The sequence below is a fragment of the Treponema vincentii genome, assembly GCF_010365865.1.
In the GTDB taxonomy this organism is placed as follows: domain Bacteria; phylum Spirochaetota; class Spirochaetia; order Treponematales; family Treponemataceae; genus Treponema.
This window is the reverse complement of sequence record NZ_CP048020.1, coordinates 2,315,568-2,333,751: the sequence shown is the minus strand read 5'-3', so window position 1 is coordinate 2,333,751 and position 18,184 is coordinate 2,315,568. Positions and strand designations below refer to the sequence as shown.

Sequence of the window (18,184 nt, the reverse complement as noted above, 5' to 3'; positions counted from 1 at the left end):
AAAATTTTAAATAGACAGCAGGCTGTAAGTCTGATAAAATGTGTTCTACAAAAGTTTTTATAGGAGATGATATGAACTATTTTGTTCTCATCGGCATTGCGATTATCATCGTCGGTTTTATTTTTAAACTCGATGTTGTCGCAGTCGTATTGATTTCCGGTCTCGTTACCGGATTAATTGCAAAAATGGGACTGGTTGAAGTACTCAATGCAATAGGAACGGGATTTGTCAATAACCGTTATATGAGCTTGTTTTTTATTTCGTTCCCTGTTATCGCCATTATGGAACGGTACGGCTTAAAACTACGCGCCGCGGAATGTATCAAAAAGATTAAAGGCGCAAGCGCCGGTATGGTTATTTGGCTTTACATTGTAATCAGAACGATTGCTTCCGCTTTTTCAATTCGGTTGGGCGGTCATGTTCAGTTTATCCGTCCGCTCATTTTGCCGATGGCTGAGGGAGCCGCACGGAAGAATATCAAACTGACTGACGAAGATATTGAAAAAATCAAAGGGCTTGCCGGCGCTTCCGAAAACTACGGAAACTTCTTCGGGCAAAACATATTTCCCGTTGCATCCGGTGTTCTGTTGATTACCGGCACCTTGAAGGAACAGGGACTTGATATCAGCAATATTGATGTCGCAAAGTATTCCATTTTAGCGGGTGTTGCGATGGTGCTCATCGCGCTTGTCCAGTGCTGGCTGTTCGAAAAGCACTTAAGAAAAGGGGAGAAAAGCGATGTTTAGTTTTATCCATTCGCACAGTATGATTATCGATGAAATCATATACGGCCTCTGCGGTCTTGTTTCCATTATTACCGCATTCATCTCTTTAAAAGGGAAAAAGCATTTGAGCGGGACGTTTTTGTTTTGGGGTATTTTAGGCTTGTTGTTCATGTTCGGCAAAGTGATCGTATTGAACGTTCCGAACGGCGGAGCCATTATCGGCGGTTTATTGATTTTGCTGGGCATCTTGACATTGACAAAACAGGTAAAGATTGCAGACATCCCGACTGCCGAAAAAGAAGAGGTAGAAAAAAATTCGCAAAAGGTCGGCAATAAGATTTTTATTCCGGCGGTTTTAATCGGCGTTGTAGCAATGCTATTGGCGCAGGTCAAAAGCTTTAACATTTCGCTTGGAACCAATGCCGCAGGTAAGGCAATCATCTTCGGTTTTTCGACCGCTCAGGTTGTCGGCGCTGCATCGATTATTGCGTTGATTTTCGCGGTGGTGTTGGCAAAACCGACATTGAAAAATACCGTCAACGATACTTCAAAGATGCTGATGCAAGTCGGCTCCTCCAGCTTACTCCCGCAATTACTCGGCGTTTTAGGAGCGATATTCGCAACTGCCGGTATCGGTAAAATCATCGGTCAGTTTGCAAGCGGTATTGTACCGCAAGGAGTACCCATTCTCGGTGTTATCGCCTACTGCCTCGGTATGGTAATCTTTACGATGATTATGGGTAACGCATTTGCCGCCTTCACCGTCATTACCATCGGCGTCGGCGTTCCATTTGTTATTATGCAAGGCGGGAATCCGGCGGTTGTCGGTGCACTCGGTATGACCTGCGGATACTGCGGCACACTTTTAACGCCGATGGCGGCGAACTTCAACATCGTTCCCGCAGCAATTTTGGAAACCGAAAATAAATACACGCTTATTAAAACGCAAGCTTTTATGTCGGTTGCCTTGATCATCGTGCACATCATCTTGATGTCAATCTTCGCCTTTTAGGAGTAGAAACAAGGGCAACCGTACTGGAAATACTTTACACGGTTGCCTTCCGTCTGCACAAAATTTTGAATAAAATTTTGTGCAGTTTATTTTAGCAGAAGGGCAATCGCATCAGACAAATCGAACAAATTCCGCAGAATAATAGAGGTTATGTCTGTTAAAACAAGTTTTCCCGTTAGCCTTTTGGAAATAGGCGGTGCATATACGAGGCATGAACAAAAATTACCCGCAAACGTGCTTTTGCACGTTGAGGACTAATTTTTGTAAAATAACGAAGTAGATGCCCGTATATTTTCAAAAGGAAAGGGCGGACAGCCTCTGCTGCGGCAAAGATATCCAAAAACTTTCTGATGCGATTGCCCTGTAGGAGCCATGATGAAAATTTTAGTTACGGGTTTTGATCCCTTCGGCGGAGAAAAAATCAACCCCGCCCTGGAAACCATTAAGCGATTGCCTGATACCATTTTAGGCGCACAGATTATCAAACTTGAAATTCCGACAGTCGTAGGAAAGTCTTTAGCAAAGATAAAAGAAGCGGTCGAAAAAGAAAATCCCGATGTGGTGTTAAGCATCGGGCAGGCAGGCGGCAGATCCGAAATTACCGTAGAAAGAGTCGGTATTAATATCGACGATTGCCGTATTCCCGATAACGAAGGGAACCAACCGATCGATGAACCGGTGGTAAAAGGCGGCCCCGCTGCATATTTTGTTACCGTTCCGATAAAGGCTATCGTTGAAAACATAAAAGCGCATAAAATTCCCGCTTCAATTTCCAACACGGCGGGTACTTTTATCTGCAACCATGTCTGTTACGGTGTCGCGCATCTTGCGGCGCAAAGGACGGTGGCGGGGAAACCGATGAAAAGCGGCTTTATCCATATTCCGTTTCTGCCCGAACAGGTAATCGGGAAACCGGCGCTTACCCCCTCGATGAGCTTGGAAACAATTGTCAGCGGCATTACCCACGCGCTTGAAGCCATCGTCAAACACGGTTCCGACATAAAGGTCTCGGGCGGAAAGATATGCTAGCGGTTCGTACGGCATGAGTATTATCGGGCTGCTGATAACGGCATTTTTACCGGCATCGGCAGCGGTCTGTATTGCAATAAAAAAACACGTTCCTGTTTATGCGCTTGCCGCCGTATTCTTTGCAGCGGCAGCGTCACTGCTTCCGGTGCTTGCGCTCCAGCATAGTGTGCATACTTTTTTAGATGTCGGTATTGCAAAACAATCGGAAGCGGTACGGCTCCTGTTTAACAGCTTTATTACGGCAGCCTGGATAGAAGAAGGTGTTAAAACAGGATTCTTCGGTTTAACGGCTGCTATAGTTTTAAAAAAAAGATTCGGGATTACACGAAGTATGCTGCTTGGCGTATTCTTCGGCTTTGTCTTTAGCGGTTTTGAAAATATCTCGTATAGTTTGCGGTATTCCAACGTGCAGTTTCTCAGACTGTTTACTGCCGCCTTATTACACGGGACACTCGGCTGTTTTTATGCATCGATGATATCTACCAAAACAAAGCGGAAAGCTGCGCTCGTCTTTCTCGCAGCGGTTGTTCTCCACGGGCTTTATAACTTTTTTATTTCGCTGGGCGGCGGCTTCATACTTCCCGCAGCGGCAGTACTCGGCATTGCCTGCTTATATGCGGGACGGCTTGTTACGCCTTCGCGTCCTTAATTATGAACCTCGAAAAACCGCAGTTTTTTAGAGGGGCTGTCCAACAACTTCAGTTTTTGGACAGTTTCCTTAAATTTATTTGCGATGTTTTGATTTAAGTCATTACATTGTAAAGACTTAAATCAAAACTCGTCGTGCATCTCTAAAAGCTAACCGAGCTTTTAGAGATGCACAATTCTGAATATCAACTCTACCTCAAGGTCGGAAGCTTTATAATGCCAAAAGATGATATCCGAAGTTTGCTCCACCGATACGGGGCTCAGTTGATAGAGTTTATACAGAAAAGAATTTGCATTCAGCGGTTCTTGGCGTAAATCCATCGTAATCTCGTACTGCTGAGCTTCCGTCTTCCGGCACAGAAAATAAGCGGTCTCATTCAGCTCGGCGCCGTTAGCCGTAAAACGGCGGTCTGCTCCGTACAAAAACGAACCGTTTGCGGCGGGAGCGGAACAAAATGTATAAATCAAATCGTCTTTAATTTCCTTACCGTTTATCCGCAACCGAATAAGCTCCGCCGCAGCCCCTTGTGCAAGCGCAGTGTGAGCATCTGCCGCATTGCCCGTGCCGGTATTTCCGGTTGATGTGGTTTCTTTCTGTACAGCTTGACCGGTTTGCGCTTGCAGTTTTTCCAGTTCGGTTAAAATCTTTGTTAAAATGGCTTCGCCCGTATCGGTTTGCAAACCGGTTACATTGCCCAAACCTGCATTGCCGCCTACTCCCGCATCAGTGCCGAGCAAATTATTGAGCAGCGTCAGGTTACCGCTGTTCTGGCTTAATGCCGCCAGTGTTTTAGCGTTGAGCCCATTCAGCGCCGTTGATTTTTTTACATCGCTTTTACCGGAATCGGAAGCGGAAGCGGCGTTTCCCGTCTGTTTCCCCTTCGCCCCTGCTGCTGACGATGGAGTACGTTTTTGCTGTAAAAATGTCGGAGGCTGAATAACGGGCGGCGCAGGCGGCCGAGTGATCCCTCCGCCGATAGTAACTTCAGGAATGTCCGGTATCGCAGGTATTTGCATTTGCCCGACTCCGGTATTATCCGCAGCAAGGGGAGAAAGCAGCCGCAGCAAAAAGGAAAAACAAAAGATAAACGGCGTTACGGGCATCTTTGCAAGCGTGTCTTCCAACTCGCTGAGTCGCGCTTGCAGGCTGACAATCGTGCGCTCTATCCGGCGTTTTTCATTTTCCAACTTACGCCGAGGGTCTTCATCCTGCGGTTTATTTTTTACGCTGTCGCGCACAAACGCAGGGCTGTGCTTTTGTAAAAAAAGATCTTCTGCTGCGGCGCGTTTATCGGGGTTTGCAATATTCGCAACCACCTTCATCGCTTCATAGCCGAGTTCCGGCTTTACATCGAACGCATGTATTTTCTCAATCGTCGCAGCGGAGGCGCGCGGCAGGCACAGCACACGGTCGATATAATCTTCGTAGCGGACACCGGCTTGCTTACAGAGCACCCGCGCCTTGCTCAAAAGCCTGCCGAGTTCCTTCATCAGCTTGCCGTCCTCCGCCATGATGGTCGTCCTGATTGTATCCGTCAGTTCGAGCAGCTCAGGCGATTCTTCCATCGTGATTTTATACAGCCCCTTCTCCTCCGCCTTTTGCAGCAGCCGGTGAAAATAGCTCCAAAACCGCTGCGTATGTACACGGCCGGAACGGGTGCCGTCCAGCTCGCAGAGCCGATGATGCGTATATTCGTGAATAGCGGTGTACAGCAGTTCGTTATCGACGGAAAAGTTTTTATTGTGCAGCAGAATCTCGTGTGTGTCGCTTTTATACAGCCCGTTGACTTTCTTGCTCGCCTTGCCGGTAAACGTTACCGAAAATTCAAGCCCCGACTCTTCAATCTGCAATAATATCTCTTTTACCTGATCCTGATTCATCGCGCTCCTCTCATATCCCATGCGCCGGAGTTTGCAAGACACACTGCAACAGCGGAAGTAACGGCGGTTTCCGTACGCAAAATTCTCCGTCCCATAGTATAGGCAGTGAACTGCTTTTTTGCAAACAGCAGCCGTTCATTCAGACTCCAGCCCCGCTCATTCCCGACGGCAAGCCACAGCGTTTGTTTTCCGTCCCACTGCAGCTGAGGCAGCGGATGCATCACAGGAATGCAGCGTGTGTCGCCTTGTTCACTATGCGCGTGTCCAATACGGTTTTGCCCAATATAACCTTGTTTCATGCGATTTTGTTCAATAGAACCTTGAGAACCTTGCTCAATTTGAAAAGGAACATCGAGCGCTGCCCGCAGATGATCCGGACGGATATCATCCTCATACCGGTCGAAAAAATGCCGTACACTATAAGCTCGATACACTTTCGGAATATGAGTATCCCCTGCCTGACTGCATCCGTCAATCAGCAGCCGCTCTATCTCCGTTTCCGCAGCGATATCCGCCTGCAGGTAGGATTTCTCACCCAGCTCGGTACCGGTCAGATACAACGCCTCAATTCCAAGCCCTGCGACATCACGCAAAATACGGCGCAGCTGAATGGGACGCGGAAACCCGAGTATCAGTCTGATGGGCGGCAACGCGGAAACATCGCCTTCTCCGCCCGCATCCTCCGATACGGTAAACCGTGCAGTCAACAGCTCATCGGAAAAGGAAGTGATCTCCGCCGTTCCTTTTTCCCCGTCAATGATACCCGCCTTGAATACTGCGCCCACACCGAGCTTCAGCACTTTTTTGATATGTAAAAAGCGTTCATCAGTTCTGGCAAAAGAAAAATTCCCGTCTGAAAGTTCTTCCTGTCGTAATAAAATGATATTCATGGCAGCCTTGCCGCCCTTAACCCGTGATATGTCTTAATGTAAAATTGAGGACAATGTATGCGGCATAAAAGATAAACAAAAACGCACCTTGCATTCGAGTTATGACGCTGCGCTGACGTGTTGAACAAAAGCGGAAAATGCCGAGCACCAGCAGCATGGTCGGGAATTGCAGATAGTAAAAATCTACTGGCACACGGATACCGGTGGGTGTCACCGCAGCTGCTACGCCCAATACAAAGAGAACGTTCAAGATATCCGCTCCGATGATGTTGCCCGCCGCGAGTTCTCCGTGTCCTTTCCGAACGGCGGTAATTGCAGTTACCAATTCGGGTACACTCGTGCCGAACGCAACCAACGTCGCCGCGATAATACTCTGCGGAATACCGATCTTTATAGCGGAAACTTCTACCGCAGGAATCAATATCTTAGACGAGAGCACGACCACCGCAATTCCTACAGCCAGCCATACAAGCAGCAGCCACAGCGGTTTTTGATTTTCTTCTGCCGTATCCTGCTCGCTCTCTTCCATAGATTCTTTCGCCCAGCGAAACGATATGTACATATAACACGCAAGCAGCACGACAAATATCCAGCCCATCCACTGATAGATTTTTCCCTCCCTGCCAGGAGAAAAGAATGGAAGAGAAACAAGCGTCAACAGCAGCGCTGCCGAAAACTGAACGGTACCCTGCCGATGGATGAGCCGTTTGTCGACCGGCACCGTACCAAGCATCGCGGCAAGCCCGATAATGAGAGCCGTATCCGCAATAATCGAGCCGATAGCATTTCCAAGCGCAAGCTCCGCATTGCCTTTAATTGCTGCCAGTGTAGATACCGACGCTTCGGGCAGAGTCGTACCGAGACTGACAATCGTTGCACCGATCACCATTTTGGGCATTCCCCATTTGAGCGAAAGGGCAACCGCACTGTCTACCAGCCAATCCGCACCCTTACTCAGCGTAAACAAACTTGCAACAAGCACAATCAACGATATCACAACCGGTGAATTCATTAAAAAATCATGTAAGAGCGCATCCATATAAACCTCTTAAAATATCAGTACCCGGAATATGTGGAAATATACCGGTTTAGGCGGAATCACGCAAGACGACTTGCAGGGCACAGCCGGATACACCGTTCGGTATGCACCTACATAAACTTTTTAACGAGGTTGAAATTTTTCTCGCTGTAGGGATGATAGCGCATCGGTAAGTCTACCAGCAGGGATTTTTTCATTACGCTCTTTTCGTGGCTGAATGTGTAAAAGCTTTGTTTTCCGTGGTAATTCCCCATGCCGCTTGTTCCGACGCCGCCGAAGGGCATGTACGGTGTCGCAAGATGCACGATTGTGTCGTTGATGCATCCGCCGCCGAACGATACTTCCGACAGGATCTTCTGCTCTACGGCGGCATCCTTGGTAAAGAGATAGAGGGCAAGCGGCTTCGGGCGGGCACGGATTTGATCGACAGCCCACTGCACATCGCTAAACGGGATGAGCGGTAAGATAGGACCGAAAATTTCTTCCTGCATAACCGGCGATTCAAAGCTGATATTGTCCAGTATCGTCAGCGGAATAAAACGCCCGTGCACATCCTTGTCTCCGCCGATAACAGCCGCTTCTCCTTCCATTAAATGAGAAAGCCGTTCAAAATGTTTGTCGTTGACAATCCGCGTCATATTGCATGAGGCATACGCGTCCGTCGGTAAAAATTCACGGAGAACTGCCTTACACTGTTCGATAAACGCTTCTTTTACCGCAGTGTGAATTAACACATAGTCGGGAGCGACGCAGGTTTGCCCGCCGTTCAGTATCTTACCGAAAAGGATACGTCGCGCCGCCGCTTTCATATCGGCGGTTTTATCGATAATACAGGGGGACTTGCCGCCGAGTTCCAGCGTTACCGGCGTCAGGTTCCGCGCAGCTGCTTCCATAACAAGCTTACCGACTACCGTACCGCCGGTAAAGAAGATGTAATCGAACTTTTGCTCCAAAAGCCCGGCATTCTCTTCTCGTCCGCCGGTTACAACCGTAACAAAGCTCGGATCAAAGGTTTCCGTAATCAAATCGGCGATTACTTTTGAGGTTTCGGGGGTGTAATTCGACGGCTTTATCACCGCGCAGTTTCCTGCAGCAATCGCACCGGCAAGCGGAGTCAGCGTTAAATTGACGGGATAGTTCCACGGCGACATAATCAACACGGTGCCGTACGGTTCATAATAAATCGTACTCGACGCTAAAAAATGACTGAGCGGCGTGCGCACCCGTTTCGGCTTCATCAATTTTTTTAAATGTTTCGATAGAAAGCGGATTTCCTCCTGCACCATACCGATTTCCGTAAGGTAGGTCTCCATCGGCGCCTTGTGTAAATCCTTATAGAGTGCATCGCTTATCCGTTGCTCATACGCGTGAACGGCGGCTCCCAACTTACGGAGCTGTTCTGCGCGGAATTGATATGATTTTGTCGCATTTGATGCAAAAAAAGTTGAAGTATTCCGCACCAATGCGGCGATGGCTATTCTTGTCATATAATCGTTCTCCTCCGACGTAAAGGCTCAAGAGAAAAAAAGTATGATAAAATACGATTCTTCCCCTATCCATTTCGACGGTTTGCTGATATAATCTATCTATAAAAATACTACTATTGGTTGCTGAGATACAACAGCGTAGGTCATTATTATACTATAGAAAAGCCTCTATATAAAGTAGAGATTTTTAATAAAAATCAATATAACGAAGGAGATTCAACATGGATTTTACGTTGAGCAGAGAACAGCTCATGGCGCAGCAGCTGTTTCGCGATTTTGCGCAAAACGAAGTAAAACCGCTCGCTGCCGAAGTCGACGAAGAGGAAAAATTTCCTGAAGAAAATGTCAAAAAGATGGCAAAGCTGGGATTCTTCGGCATTCCCGTCCCGAAACAGTACGGCGGACAGGGGGCTGACGTTTTAACCTATGCCATGTGTGTGGAAGAAATGAGCAAGGTATGCGGAACAACCGGCGTTATCATTTCCGCGCATACTTCACTGTGTATCGATCCGATTATGCACTTCGGAACGGAAGCACAAAAGATGAAGTATGTACCCGATTTAGCCGCCGGTAAAAAGATCGGTGCTTTCGGGTTAACCGAACCGGGCGCCGGAACCGATGCTCAAGGTCAGCAGACAACCGCAGTGCTTGACGGCGATCACTGGGTGTTAAACGGCAGCAAAATCTTTATCACCAATGCGGGCTATGCCGACGTCTTTATCGTTATTGCAGTAACCGGCACGGTAAAAGATAAGAAAGGCCGTTCTATGAAAGAAATCAGCGCATTCATCGTAGAACGAGGATTCCCCGGTTTCTCCATCGGTAAGCATGAAAAGAAAATGGGTATCCGCGGATCTTCCACCTGCGAGCTGGTATTTGAAGACTGCATCGTGCCGAAAGAAAACCTCCTCGGCGTACAGGGACGCGGCTTTATCATCGCTATGGCAACCCTTGACGGCGGACGTATCGGTATCGCAGCACAGGCGCTCGGTATTGCGGAAGGCGCTATCGAAGAAACCATCAAATATACAAAAGAACGTGTCCAGTTCGGAAAGCGCATCAGCCAGCAGCAGAACACTCAGTTCCAGCTTGCGGATATGGCAGCCCGCACTCAAGGCGCTCAGTATCTTGTCTATGCGGCAGCATGCAAGAAACAGGCAGCCAACGAAAATCCCAATATTCGTTATTCCGTAGAAGCGGCAATGGCAAAGCTCGTTGCGGCTGAGGTCGCAAGCGACGTAACCCGACGCTGTCTGCAGCTCTTCGGTGGATACGGCTACACCCGCGACTACCCGATTGAGCGGATGATGCGCGACGCAAAGATTACGGAAATTTACGAAGGCACGAGCGAAGTTCAGCGCATGGTTATTGCCGGAAACCTCGGCGTCAATTAAGGAGGACAAGAACAGATGAAAGCTATTGTTTGTGTAAAACAAGTTCCCGATACATCCGGAAAAGTTGCCGTCAAAGAAAACGGGCAGCTTGACCGCGCTTCGATGATGACCATCACCAACCCCGATGACTTAAACGCGATTGAAGCGGCGCTGCAACTGAAAGATCAAACCGGCTGTGAAGTTGTCGCTATTTCGATGGGGCCGCCCCCTGCAGAAAGCATGCTCCGTGAGCTGTTGGCGCGCGGCGTTGACAAGGCGGTACTGGTTTCCAGCCGTGAGTTCGGCGGAAGCGACACGTATGCTACCAGCCAGATTTTGGCAGCAGCAGTACGTCGCGTCGGTGTCGAGCCGGAAGACGTTGTATTCTGCGGACGGCAGGCAATCGATGGGGACACCGCACAGGTAGGCCCGCAGATCGCTGAAAAACTGAATCTCCCGCAGATCACCTACGCAGCTGATATTAAAAAAGAAGGCAACACACTGACGGTAAAGCGTATGCTCGAAGACGGCTATATGATGCTCAAGGTAAAGACACCCTGTCTTATCACCTGTATTAAAGAGCTGAATGAACCGCGCTATATGAGCGTTAGCGGTATTATGGAATGCTACTCAAAGCCGTATGAGGTATACAATTACGAAACCTTGAAGGATGACCCGCTCATCGATAAAGACACAATCGGTTTGGAAGGTTCTCCGACAAACGTATACAAGTCCTTTACCCCGCCGCAAAAAGGCGCCGGTACGATGATGGAAGGCGCCGACAAAGCCGCTTGTGAAAAGCTCGTCGGAATGCTGGCAGAAAAACATATCATTTAATGAAGGAGGAGAATGTACAAATGGCTTACGATAGCAAAGACACTGAAGCCTTCAAAGGCGTGTGGGTATTTTGTGAACAGCGCAACGGAGAAATCCTCAACACCTCGTTTGAATTATTGAGCGAAGGCCGGAAGCTCGCCGACGAATTAAAGGGCGAACTCTGCGGCGTTGTACTTGGAAAAGGTATTAAAGAAGATGCATTAAAAAATCTCGGCGGTTACGGTGCCGACAAGGTGTACTACTGCGAACATGATCTTCTTGCCGATTATACAACCGATGCGTATACAAAAGTGATTACCGCATTGGTGCAGGATAAAAAACCGGAAGTTTTCTTAATCGGTGCAACAACCATCGGACGCGACTTAGGTCCCCGCTGTGCCGCACGGCTCCATACCGGATTGACCGCCGACACCACGCACCTCGATGTCGATACTGAAAAATACAAGGAATTCCTCCGCACCAGCTCGACGATGGATGTCGAAAAGACACCCTTTAAGGTAAATACCAACTTGAAGATGACCCGTCCGGCTTTCGGCGGTCACTTGATGGCAACGATTGTGTGTCCCCGCTTCCGCCCGCAGATTGCAACCGTGCGTCCCGGCGTTATGAAGAAGCAGGATTTTGATTCGGCAAAAGCGTCGAAGACCGTAATTGAAAAGCCGAAAGTTGAACTTTCCAAAGCCGATATCAGCGTCGATATCCTCGAAATCAAGAAAACCGCAAAAAACATCGTAGACTTGATCGGAGCAAATGTGGTTGTTTCCGTCGGCCGCGGTATCGGTAAAGACCCCAAAGCGGGTATCAAACTGGCTGAAGATTTGGCTCAGGCGCTTGGCGGCGTTGTCGGGGCTTCCCGTGCCGTTGTTGACTCCGGCTGGATGGATGCAAACCATCAGGTTGGACAGACCGGTAAAACCGTACATCCGCACATCTATGTGGCAGTCGGTATTTCAGGAGCAATCCAGCACCTTGCCGGTATGCAGGATTCCGAGTACATCATCGCGGTTAACAAGAACCCCGATGCACCGATCTTCGGCGTAGCCGACTACGGTATTGCAGGAGACCTGTTCAAGGTACTTCCGATGCTGACCGAAGCAGTTAAAGCGGCAAAAGGCAGCCTGTAATTTTTAAGCTGTGATGCAAAAAGCCTGTTTTTCCTTTGCGGAAGAACAGGCTTTTTTGGTATTCATGTAGAGGATTTAATCATCCCGGCGTTCTGCATCTGGAGTGTTTTTATGCCGATATAGGGAATATCAGGTTGAATCGGACAGTTAGATTTGTATTCTACTTTTTGTATACAGCAAATGGCTGTACATTATCAAGAAGATAAATCAAAGGATTTGTATCAACAAAAATACGATCAGTCAATTACTCTGTCTTCTCTTAAATTCCTCTGATATTCAACAGGATCTTCTTTCGAGCAAAGACCACCCATACAACCCGTATACAAATCTAACATTTTACCCCAATTTTGTTCATTCTTTTTTGAGGTATCTAGAGCAGATTTTGATATACTTTTTGCCAACACTGTCAGAAGCTCAACTCTATCCTCATAAGGTAGAGCTACAGCTTCAGCCATTACTGTTGTAAGTGATGTTTGCATAATACCTCTCCGAAATTTCGATATCTGCGGTAGTATCGCATATCTTTATAATTTTTCTACCAAAAGTCTATTTCTATTCTACACTGTAATGCAAAAACCCTGTTAAAATCTTGGGCTAAATTCTTCCTTGCACTCAACTTAAAACTATGGTATCATAAAGCTATATAAGCTATGCATATAGAGAAAGATGGAGGTTGTTATGAAAAACAAACGTGCGAAAGTTTCTGTTGTATTTTTAGGAGTGGCGCTGCTGTTAAGCCCGCTTGTAATGCTTATTTCGTGTAAGCAATTACATAAAACTCCTGCCCCCGATTTCACTAATCCTCCACCTGAAAATCCGGAACAGGGAAACCCTAATCCGAATCCGTCCAATCCTACACCGGCAACAAAGTACGAGGTTACCATAACCCAGCCTGCAAACGGCAAAATTGACGTAACCCCCACCCTTCCCGCCGGCGGAAAAGTCGAAAAAAACAGCGAGCTGACCTTTACGCTTTCTGCAAATGCAGGCTATAAGGTTAAAGCGCTTACGATAGGCGATGCAACATATTCGGATGTTACAGATAATACCATTACGCAAAAGGTAAAGATTGAAAAAGAAACGGCAGTTTCAGCTACGGTGGAAGAGGAAGCAAGCCAGTCGGCAGAACAAATAACTATTGGAAATTCGGTTATCTATGTTACCAAAGATGCGGGCGGAAATATAATTAAGGCAAGCGGAAATATAACATTAGATAAAATTGAAGAATTAGCAGAAAAAAGCACTAATAATGTAATAATAAACACAGATGCTCTTACCATAAAATCGTTTAAAACGGAAAATAATAATTGCACCACTTGCACAATAAGTAAAACTACATTAAAAAAAGCTGCAAAGGCATTAAGTGTTTTAAATATCGAAAATGCCGACAGCACCAAACAAACTATTACACTTGATGAAAATGCAAACATAAAAACTATCAATGGTGATATTTCATTAGAAGATATTATGGAATGTACCAATGAAGAAACAACGGAAATAGCAAAATATATTGCTTATAATTTAAAAGAAAAAACAAATCCTGATTTTGATTCAACAAACTTAAAAATAAATACTTTTGATAAAAAGCGGAAAGGAAATTCCGAAAATATTGAATGGGAATATACATCTACTCCTATTACTCCAAAATTTTTAAAAGAAACTAAACTTAATGCTCTTAATAAAGCGGTTTTGAATTTTAAAGATGGTGATATAAATGTTCCTGTAGCATTTAAAAGCACTTTAACAGATTATTTTGATGTAAATGAATTTTATAAAGAAGTAACAAATGGAAAACTAAATATATTAAAAGATACAAATATAACTGTAAAAAATGATAAACCAAATAGTATTCAAATTTTATTAAGGGATTTACAAGAAACAATTACCAGTGGTAGATTTGACATAACACCTTATATCAAAGCGAATCAAATTTTAGAACTAATTAACAATGAAAAATTAACAGATGCATTAGTTATCGGGGATATGTATGTAACAGGCAATGTAAAGGATTTACTTCCATTTCTTACTGGTTCAAATACAATTAAAGAAATTAACGGTGGTGTGAAATTTTTAAATGTAAAAGATTTTTTTATGTCCAGGACCAAATGTTACTGAATACAATGGTGGAAAAAACAATACTGAACCTTTACCTATGGAACAATTATTGGAATTTCGTAAAAGAACTGATGAAAAACGGGATAGTGTATTACAAAAAAGATAGCAGATCAACAAGAATACAAAATTTAGTTTTAAATAATATAGATACTACTACCATGATTGAAGAAAACTTAAAATTATTGAATTTTGAAGGAAATTCTGTTATTGGAAATATAGTATTTAAAAATAGTAACCTATCAAAAATGCAATATAGAGGAACAACAGGTCCTGTAAATGTTACTTTTGATAACACAATTTTACCAACAGATATGCTAGATTCTAGTGTTAATACACTTATATTAAAAAATGCAATATTACCAGAAGAGTTAAAAACAGCATCTCTAAAAAGTATGGTAAACAGAATCCCGTATATAAATAATTCAATAAAAATATATAATTTACAAAATAGATTCTTTGATAAATGGCCTGAAGAAGAAATAAACCAATTAAAACCTAGCAAATATCCTCCAGAAAAATATGTTGGCCCAAAAGATATATGGGATAATCTAAAACATTTATATCGTGATGAAGGAACTAAAACTCATTTTACAAATGAAGATTTGACGGATACACCTTTAGAAGATATAAACTTTAGTTCCATACAAAAACCTCAGGCTACATCCCTTGCTTTACTTGGCAACAGTAAGGCTCACGGCTAGTTTGGTGCAGGGCATTTTCTAAATGAGAAGATGCCCTGCAACTGCGGTAGGGAATGGATTAAAACATCTTGCTTCGGTTCTATCGGTTTATTCGGTGGGCAGCATTGGGTATAATGGTTCTACTGCCTTTTGCGTAAGCTCGGTATCCTCAGCGATTTTTGCTATCGGTATACCTTTCTAAGCTAAAGCTGTTTTTAGAGATACCTTTAGCTGTAATCAACAAAGGTCGCAAATAAATCTAAGGGAAAACCGGTGAACAAAGCTCACCTCTAAAAACGGGAAGTTTTTAGAGGTTCCCTCATGCCTTGTTCCTTATGGTTTATCCAAAAACAGCTTTCCGTAAGATAGCATTTATGCGTGGTTGGTACTCTTGAGTTTCAATCTGTAACGCTTCTATTATGTCACTATCAATACTAACCTGTACGGTGTGGTTTTTATGTTTTTGTAATGTTGTATGAAGCTCATAATAAGGGCGGAATTGTTTAAGCTCCTCTTTTGTCTGCTTTGGGCAGTCCGAAAAATCAGTATTTTGAAAATTTTTGATTTCGTTTAGCCGTTCTTCCGTAAGCGGCGGAAGATTTTTAACTTCATCGAGCGTCATAGTTTTCATAATATTCTGCCTCCTCATCAACTTCGGCTTTTCGTGCAGAGATAAGCCGTATGTTATCATTACGGTCTGTATATACAACAAATAGGATAATCATATTATTAGTCCGACCTATAGTATCAATTCTTTCTTCTTCTAAAGTCGAATTTTTAAAATCATATTTTTCAATACGCTTTTCATCAAGAAAAACGGACACCGCTTCTTCAAAAGATATTCCATGTTTACGTTTGTTGAGTTTATTTTTGTTTTCGTCCCATTCAAATGTCATACCTCTATCCATCCCATAGCAGTATAGCGCACTTTACCATTTCATTAAACGCTGCGAGCTTGGTGGTGTTTGCAGCTACTGTGATGGTAAGCGGCGTTTATAGTTTACCGCAAATTCTATAGCTTCTTGTTTATAATCGATATCCGGCGGTAGGCAACCTGCATACTGTATCAGGGCATCATAAGCTCTATTTTTTTCTTGCTGGGGTATTGTTACAATATGTTGTCTATTCGTTTTTTTCATTTTTACAAATAAATATTCAATATAATGCTGCACTTCCTGCTGCAGCTCCTTTGAAAGCATATTGTATTGCCGCATCATTATATCGTTCATAGAACGCTCCTTATCTATCCATCCCATAGCAGTATAGCACACTTTACCGTTTCATTAAACTCTGCGAGCTTGGTGGCGTTTGCAGCTACTGTGATGACAAGCGGCGTTTATCATTTATCGAAAATGCAGCATCACCATTTCCCCCTGCTGCAAGACGAACTGTTTACCGGTACACATAAACCTTAGTTCATTACTATCCTTATTTTCAACAACAACCGTTAGTTTCTTGTGCACCGGTATCGGCGTAGAAAATGACTCGCCTTTTTGCAATCGTATCGAAGAAACAGGCTCCATATCATTTTTTTGCTGATTCACCGTTTCCGCACTGTCCCTCCGCGGTTGTAACTGAATGTTTGAAAGATAATCGTATTCGGACGGAGATTCTCTTTGAGTATGCTTCTCTGTTTCATCAAAAGTCAAATCCTTATTCAGCATTCTTGCATTTCTTGCAAAGGCTTCGGTTTTATCACTAGCATCTGCTTGTATTTCTCCAGCCGTTGAAACCGTTAAATCGGCAACACCGGCTAATACGGTAATAGGAAAGTAAAGCGCTCCGGTAGCCGGCGTACTTGTGCATGACATCACACTGATGCACAATATGCAAAAATATAAATAATATCGTAGATGTTTCATATCTCAAACCTCCATTTCTTGATGTTTCCCGATAGTAGTGGAAAATGAACGGCTCTTTATAAGCGGAACGAAGGCCCAATGCTGATATTGAGCATATCGATAAATAAATAGCTTGTTTTTCTTTTCCCGTCAGATCCCCTGTATGAACCGAAAGGAATAAATATAAACGAGTTAAGCGCCGAAACATATAACCCGTATTTTTTTGAAAAATATGTTGTGAATGCAATTTCCGTGCTGACGGCAGGCAGGAGTGTGACCGGCCTGAAAAAATGAGCAGGAGAAAGCGCAAATCCCGGGCCGATACCCGCGGAGATTTCAAAATTACTGCCTCTACCGTGAGTATACCCGAACATAAAATGAAACAGAGTAAGCGGCAAAGATACCAATTTCGGTGTCGGTTCATCAGGGTCTTTGGGATAGGTTGTAAACCACACCGCCGTATTATTATGGATAAAAAAACTGAAACCGGATTTTTCTTTTGTAAAGATCATATCAAGATTAAGTGATGGTCCCATAATGATATACAAATCAGGCCGTATCCCTAAAAATACCGTTGACAAGGCAAATGACGGTGCAAATACATACTGTTCAAAAACCCGCTTCCGCTGTTTTTTAGATTTTACCGTAGGCTGAGCTGTAACCGATTTTTCTTTCGGATAGATACGGAAGGAAGCTCCCAAGGCGGCATCTACCGTGCTCATCGCTCGCATTTTTCCATCGTCCGCTAAAGCCGCAGGTAAAAAAACAAATTTATTATTTAATGTGAAATACAGTCCGTATTTTTCGGTAAAAAATTTTGAAATACTCAATTGAGTTACGAGTTCAGGTAAGATAAACATCACGCCCAAACCGCCTGCTGCCGTAATTTCCAAATCGGTTTTTACTCCGTGAGTATATCCGAACAATACCCCGCCATGCCACACCGGAATATAACCCGCTTGTGCAGAATCCTTGTTTGTTGCGGTGTAGGCAAGCGGAAAAAATACTTCATTTAAGAGTAAAAACGAAAAACCGGATCTAAGGGAAAATTGCATATCGAATTTAATTGAAGGGCCTAAGACGAACGGAAGTTCCAATGTATTTTTTGATGTAGAAAGCTCAAAACCGATACCCATGCCGGCAGCCGGCGCAAAAAGATATTCGTCAAATCCGGCGTGTTTCTTCTGCAATGGCGCAGTATTGTTCGGCTGCCCGCTGCTCGTATCATGTTCTCGGTGTTCGACTTCCGCTGTATCATTGGACTGCAGTGCCGTTTCTTGTGAAAAGCAGGGAATCGCAGAGAAAAAACAAAGAAGTAATACAAAATAAAATTTGCGCATTTATTCATCCCTCCGTTTTCATGTATCCCTTAATTTAAATGCACCGACTAGGCGAACCGATGCGCTTATTATACTATCCTACAGGGCAAAAGTAAAGCAAACCGCTAATTGCGTTTAAGAGATGCTCAATCCGATTTTTTTGTGTATAATACATTATTGAGCT

At 44.5% G+C, this 18,184-nt stretch carries 19 protein-coding genes; 9 read left to right on the top strand and 10 right to left on the bottom strand.

Annotated elements, in window-relative coordinates; genetic code table 11:
* Positions 1-71 precede the first annotated feature (71 nt).
* The 4 genes from GWP43_RS10895 (at position 72) to GWP43_RS10880 (ending at position 3,415) form a co-directional block, all read left to right on the top strand.
* A complete protein-coding gene (locus GWP43_RS10895; RefSeq protein WP_162664181.1) occupies positions 72-746 on the top strand; it encodes a DUF969 domain-containing protein in 675 nt (224 codons plus the stop codon).
* Positions 739-1,737 (top strand): DUF979 domain-containing protein, encoded by a 999-nt coding sequence (locus GWP43_RS10890; RefSeq protein WP_162664180.1) that lies wholly within the window; start codon positions 739-741, stop codon positions 1,735-1,737. Before GWP43_RS10895 ends, GWP43_RS10890 begins: the two co-directional genes overlap by 8 nt.
* Positions 1,738-2,112: 375 nt before the next feature.
* The gene (pcp, locus tag GWP43_RS10885; protein ID WP_162664848.1) at positions 2,113-2,766 is read left to right on the top strand and encodes a pyroglutamyl-peptidase I; all 654 of its coding nucleotides are present in this window, start codon (positions 2,113-2,115) and stop codon (positions 2,764-2,766) included.
* Between the two features lie 13 nt (positions 2,767-2,779).
* A complete protein-coding gene (locus GWP43_RS10880; protein WP_162664179.1) occupies positions 2,780-3,415 on the top strand; it encodes a PrsW family glutamic-type intramembrane protease in 636 nt (211 codons plus the stop codon).
* Positions 3,416-3,576: 161 nt separating this feature from the next.
* Here GWP43_RS10880 and GWP43_RS10875 read toward each other — a convergent pair whose 3' ends face one another.
* The 4 genes from GWP43_RS10875 to GWP43_RS10860 all read right to left on the bottom strand — a co-directional run bounded on the left by GWP43_RS10875 (position 3,577) and on the right by GWP43_RS10860 (position 8,711).
* Positions 3,577-5,295, bottom strand: coding sequence for a hypothetical protein (locus tag GWP43_RS10875; RefSeq protein WP_162664178.1), 1,719 nt, complete (start codon positions 5,293-5,295; stop codon positions 3,577-3,579).
* Positions 5,292-6,185: an RsmE family RNA methyltransferase gene (locus GWP43_RS10870; RefSeq protein WP_162664177.1), complete on the bottom strand. Its 894-nt coding sequence runs from the start codon at positions 6,183-6,185 to the stop codon at positions 5,292-5,294. The genes GWP43_RS10875 and GWP43_RS10870 overlap by 4 nt, the downstream gene beginning before the upstream one ends.
* Positions 6,186-6,201: 16 nt before the next feature.
* A complete protein-coding gene (locus tag GWP43_RS10865) occupies positions 6,202-7,224 on the bottom strand; it encodes a calcium/sodium antiporter (RefSeq protein WP_162664176.1) in 1,023 nt (340 codons plus the stop codon).
* 110 nt (positions 7,225-7,334) lie between these two features.
* Positions 7,335-8,711, bottom strand: a complete 1,377-nt coding sequence (locus tag GWP43_RS10860; RefSeq protein WP_162664175.1) for an aldehyde dehydrogenase — start codon at positions 8,709-8,711, stop codon at positions 7,335-7,337.
* 221 nt (positions 8,712-8,932) lie between these two features.
* Here GWP43_RS10860 and GWP43_RS10855 point away from each other — a divergent pair, with 221 nt between their 5' ends.
* From GWP43_RS10855 to acrA, 3 genes are read left to right on the top strand one after another with little or no spacing between them, the layout of a single operon-like run.
* A complete protein-coding gene (locus GWP43_RS10855) occupies positions 8,933-10,105 on the top strand; it encodes an acyl-CoA dehydrogenase (protein WP_162664174.1) in 1,173 nt (390 codons plus the stop codon).
* A gap of 15 nt (positions 10,106-10,120) precedes the next feature.
* A complete protein-coding gene (acrB, locus tag GWP43_RS10850) occupies positions 10,121-10,921 on the top strand; it encodes an acryloyl-CoA reductase electron transfer subunit gamma (protein ID WP_162664173.1) in 801 nt (266 codons plus the stop codon).
* Positions 10,922-10,941: 20 nt separating this feature from the next.
* Positions 10,942-12,045 carry an acryloyl-CoA reductase electron transfer subunit beta gene (gene acrA, locus GWP43_RS10845; RefSeq protein ID WP_162664172.1) on the top strand — a complete coding sequence of 368 codons (1,104 nt, stop codon included), beginning with the start codon at positions 10,942-10,944 and terminating at the stop codon, positions 12,043-12,045.
* Between the two features lie 236 nt (positions 12,046-12,281).
* Here the strand turns inward: acrA and GWP43_RS10840 are convergent, their stop codons facing one another.
* Positions 12,282-12,524: a hypothetical protein gene (locus GWP43_RS10840; protein WP_162664171.1), complete on the bottom strand. Its 243-nt coding sequence runs from the start codon at positions 12,522-12,524 to the stop codon at positions 12,282-12,284.
* Between the two features lie 199 nt (positions 12,525-12,723).
* Here GWP43_RS10840 and GWP43_RS10835 point away from each other — a divergent pair, with 199 nt between their 5' ends.
* Positions 12,724-14,160, top strand: coding sequence for a hypothetical protein (locus tag GWP43_RS10835; protein ID WP_162664170.1), 1,437 nt, complete (start codon positions 12,724-12,726; stop codon positions 14,158-14,160).
* Complete coding sequence (locus tag GWP43_RS10830) at positions 14,151-14,861, top strand: hypothetical protein (RefSeq protein ID WP_162664169.1); 711 nt, start codon at positions 14,151-14,153, stop codon at positions 14,859-14,861. The genes GWP43_RS10835 and GWP43_RS10830 overlap by 10 nt, the downstream gene beginning before the upstream one ends.
* A gap of 319 nt (positions 14,862-15,180) precedes the next feature.
* Here the strand turns inward: GWP43_RS10830 and GWP43_RS10825 are convergent, their stop codons facing one another.
* From GWP43_RS10825 to GWP43_RS10805, 5 genes are all read right to left on the bottom strand, one after another.
* On the bottom strand, positions 15,181-15,471 hold the full coding sequence (locus GWP43_RS10825) for a BrnA antitoxin family protein (RefSeq protein WP_162664168.1): 291 nt from the start codon (positions 15,469-15,471) through the stop codon (positions 15,181-15,183).
* A complete protein-coding gene (locus GWP43_RS10820) occupies positions 15,449-15,736 on the bottom strand; it encodes a BrnT family toxin (protein ID WP_162664167.1) in 288 nt (95 codons plus the stop codon). Before GWP43_RS10820 ends, GWP43_RS10825 begins: the two co-directional genes overlap by 23 nt.
* Before the next feature lie 75 nt (positions 15,737-15,811).
* Positions 15,812-16,069 (bottom strand): hypothetical protein, encoded by a 258-nt coding sequence (locus GWP43_RS10815; RefSeq protein ID WP_162664166.1) that lies wholly within the window; start codon positions 16,067-16,069, stop codon positions 15,812-15,814.
* 114 nt (positions 16,070-16,183) lie between these two features.
* On the bottom strand, positions 16,184-16,702 hold the full coding sequence (locus GWP43_RS10810; protein WP_162664165.1) for a hypothetical protein: 519 nt from the start codon (positions 16,700-16,702) through the stop codon (positions 16,184-16,186).
* A gap of 56 nt (positions 16,703-16,758) precedes the next feature.
* Positions 16,759-18,021 (bottom strand): DUF2715 domain-containing protein, encoded by a 1,263-nt coding sequence (locus GWP43_RS10805; RefSeq protein ID WP_162664164.1) that lies wholly within the window; start codon positions 18,019-18,021, stop codon positions 16,759-16,761.
* Positions 18,022-18,184 lie beyond the last annotated feature (163 nt).

Bases quoted from the DNA above. Each gene is read 5' to 3' on its own strand.
- GWP43_RS10895 (WP_162664181.1), top strand. From the start codon at position 72: ATGAACTATTTTGTTCTCATCGGCATTGCGATTATCATCGTCGGTTTT.
- GWP43_RS10890 (WP_162664180.1), top strand. From the start codon at position 739: ATGTTTAGTTTTATCCATTCGCACAGTATGATTATCGATGAAATCATA.
- pcp (WP_162664848.1), top strand. From the start codon at position 2,113: ATGAAAATTTTAGTTACGGGTTTTGATCCCTTCGGCGGAGAAAAAATC.
- GWP43_RS10880 (WP_162664179.1), top strand. From the start codon at position 2,780: ATGAGTATTATCGGGCTGCTGATAACGGCATTTTTACCGGCATCGGCA.
- GWP43_RS10875 (WP_162664178.1), bottom strand. From the start codon at position 5,295: ATGAATCAGGATCAGGTAAAAGAGATATTATTGCAGATTGAAGAGTCG.
- GWP43_RS10870 (WP_162664177.1), bottom strand. From the start codon at position 6,185: ATGAATATCATTTTATTACGACAGGAAGAACTTTCAGACGGGAATTTT.
- GWP43_RS10865 (WP_162664176.1), bottom strand. From the start codon at position 7,224: ATGGATGCGCTCTTACATGATTTTTTAATGAATTCACCGGTTGTGATA.
- GWP43_RS10860 (WP_162664175.1), bottom strand. From the start codon at position 8,711: ATGACAAGAATAGCCATCGCCGCATTGGTGCGGAATACTTCAACTTTT.
- GWP43_RS10855 (WP_162664174.1), top strand. From the start codon at position 8,933: ATGGATTTTACGTTGAGCAGAGAACAGCTCATGGCGCAGCAGCTGTTT.
- acrB (WP_162664173.1), top strand. From the start codon at position 10,121: ATGAAAGCTATTGTTTGTGTAAAACAAGTTCCCGATACATCCGGAAAA.
- acrA (WP_162664172.1), top strand. From the start codon at position 10,942: ATGGCTTACGATAGCAAAGACACTGAAGCCTTCAAAGGCGTGTGGGTA.
- GWP43_RS10840 (WP_162664171.1), bottom strand. From the start codon at position 12,524: ATGCAAACATCACTTACAACAGTAATGGCTGAAGCTGTAGCTCTACCT.
- GWP43_RS10835 (WP_162664170.1), top strand. From the start codon at position 12,724: ATGAAAAACAAACGTGCGAAAGTTTCTGTTGTATTTTTAGGAGTGGCG.
- GWP43_RS10830 (WP_162664169.1), top strand. From the start codon at position 14,151: ATGTTACTGAATACAATGGTGGAAAAAACAATACTGAACCTTTACCTA.
- GWP43_RS10825 (WP_162664168.1), bottom strand. From the start codon at position 15,471: ATGAAAACTATGACGCTCGATGAAGTTAAAAATCTTCCGCCGCTTACG.
- GWP43_RS10820 (WP_162664167.1), bottom strand. From the start codon at position 15,736: ATGACATTTGAATGGGACGAAAACAAAAATAAACTCAACAAACGTAAA.
- GWP43_RS10815 (WP_162664166.1), bottom strand. From the start codon at position 16,069: ATGAACGATATAATGATGCGGCAATACAATATGCTTTCAAAGGAGCTG.
- GWP43_RS10810 (WP_162664165.1), bottom strand. From the start codon at position 16,702: ATGAAACATCTACGATATTATTTATATTTTTGCATATTGTGCATCAGT.
- GWP43_RS10805 (WP_162664164.1), bottom strand. From the start codon at position 18,021: ATGCGCAAATTTTATTTTGTATTACTTCTTTGTTTTTTCTCTGCGATT.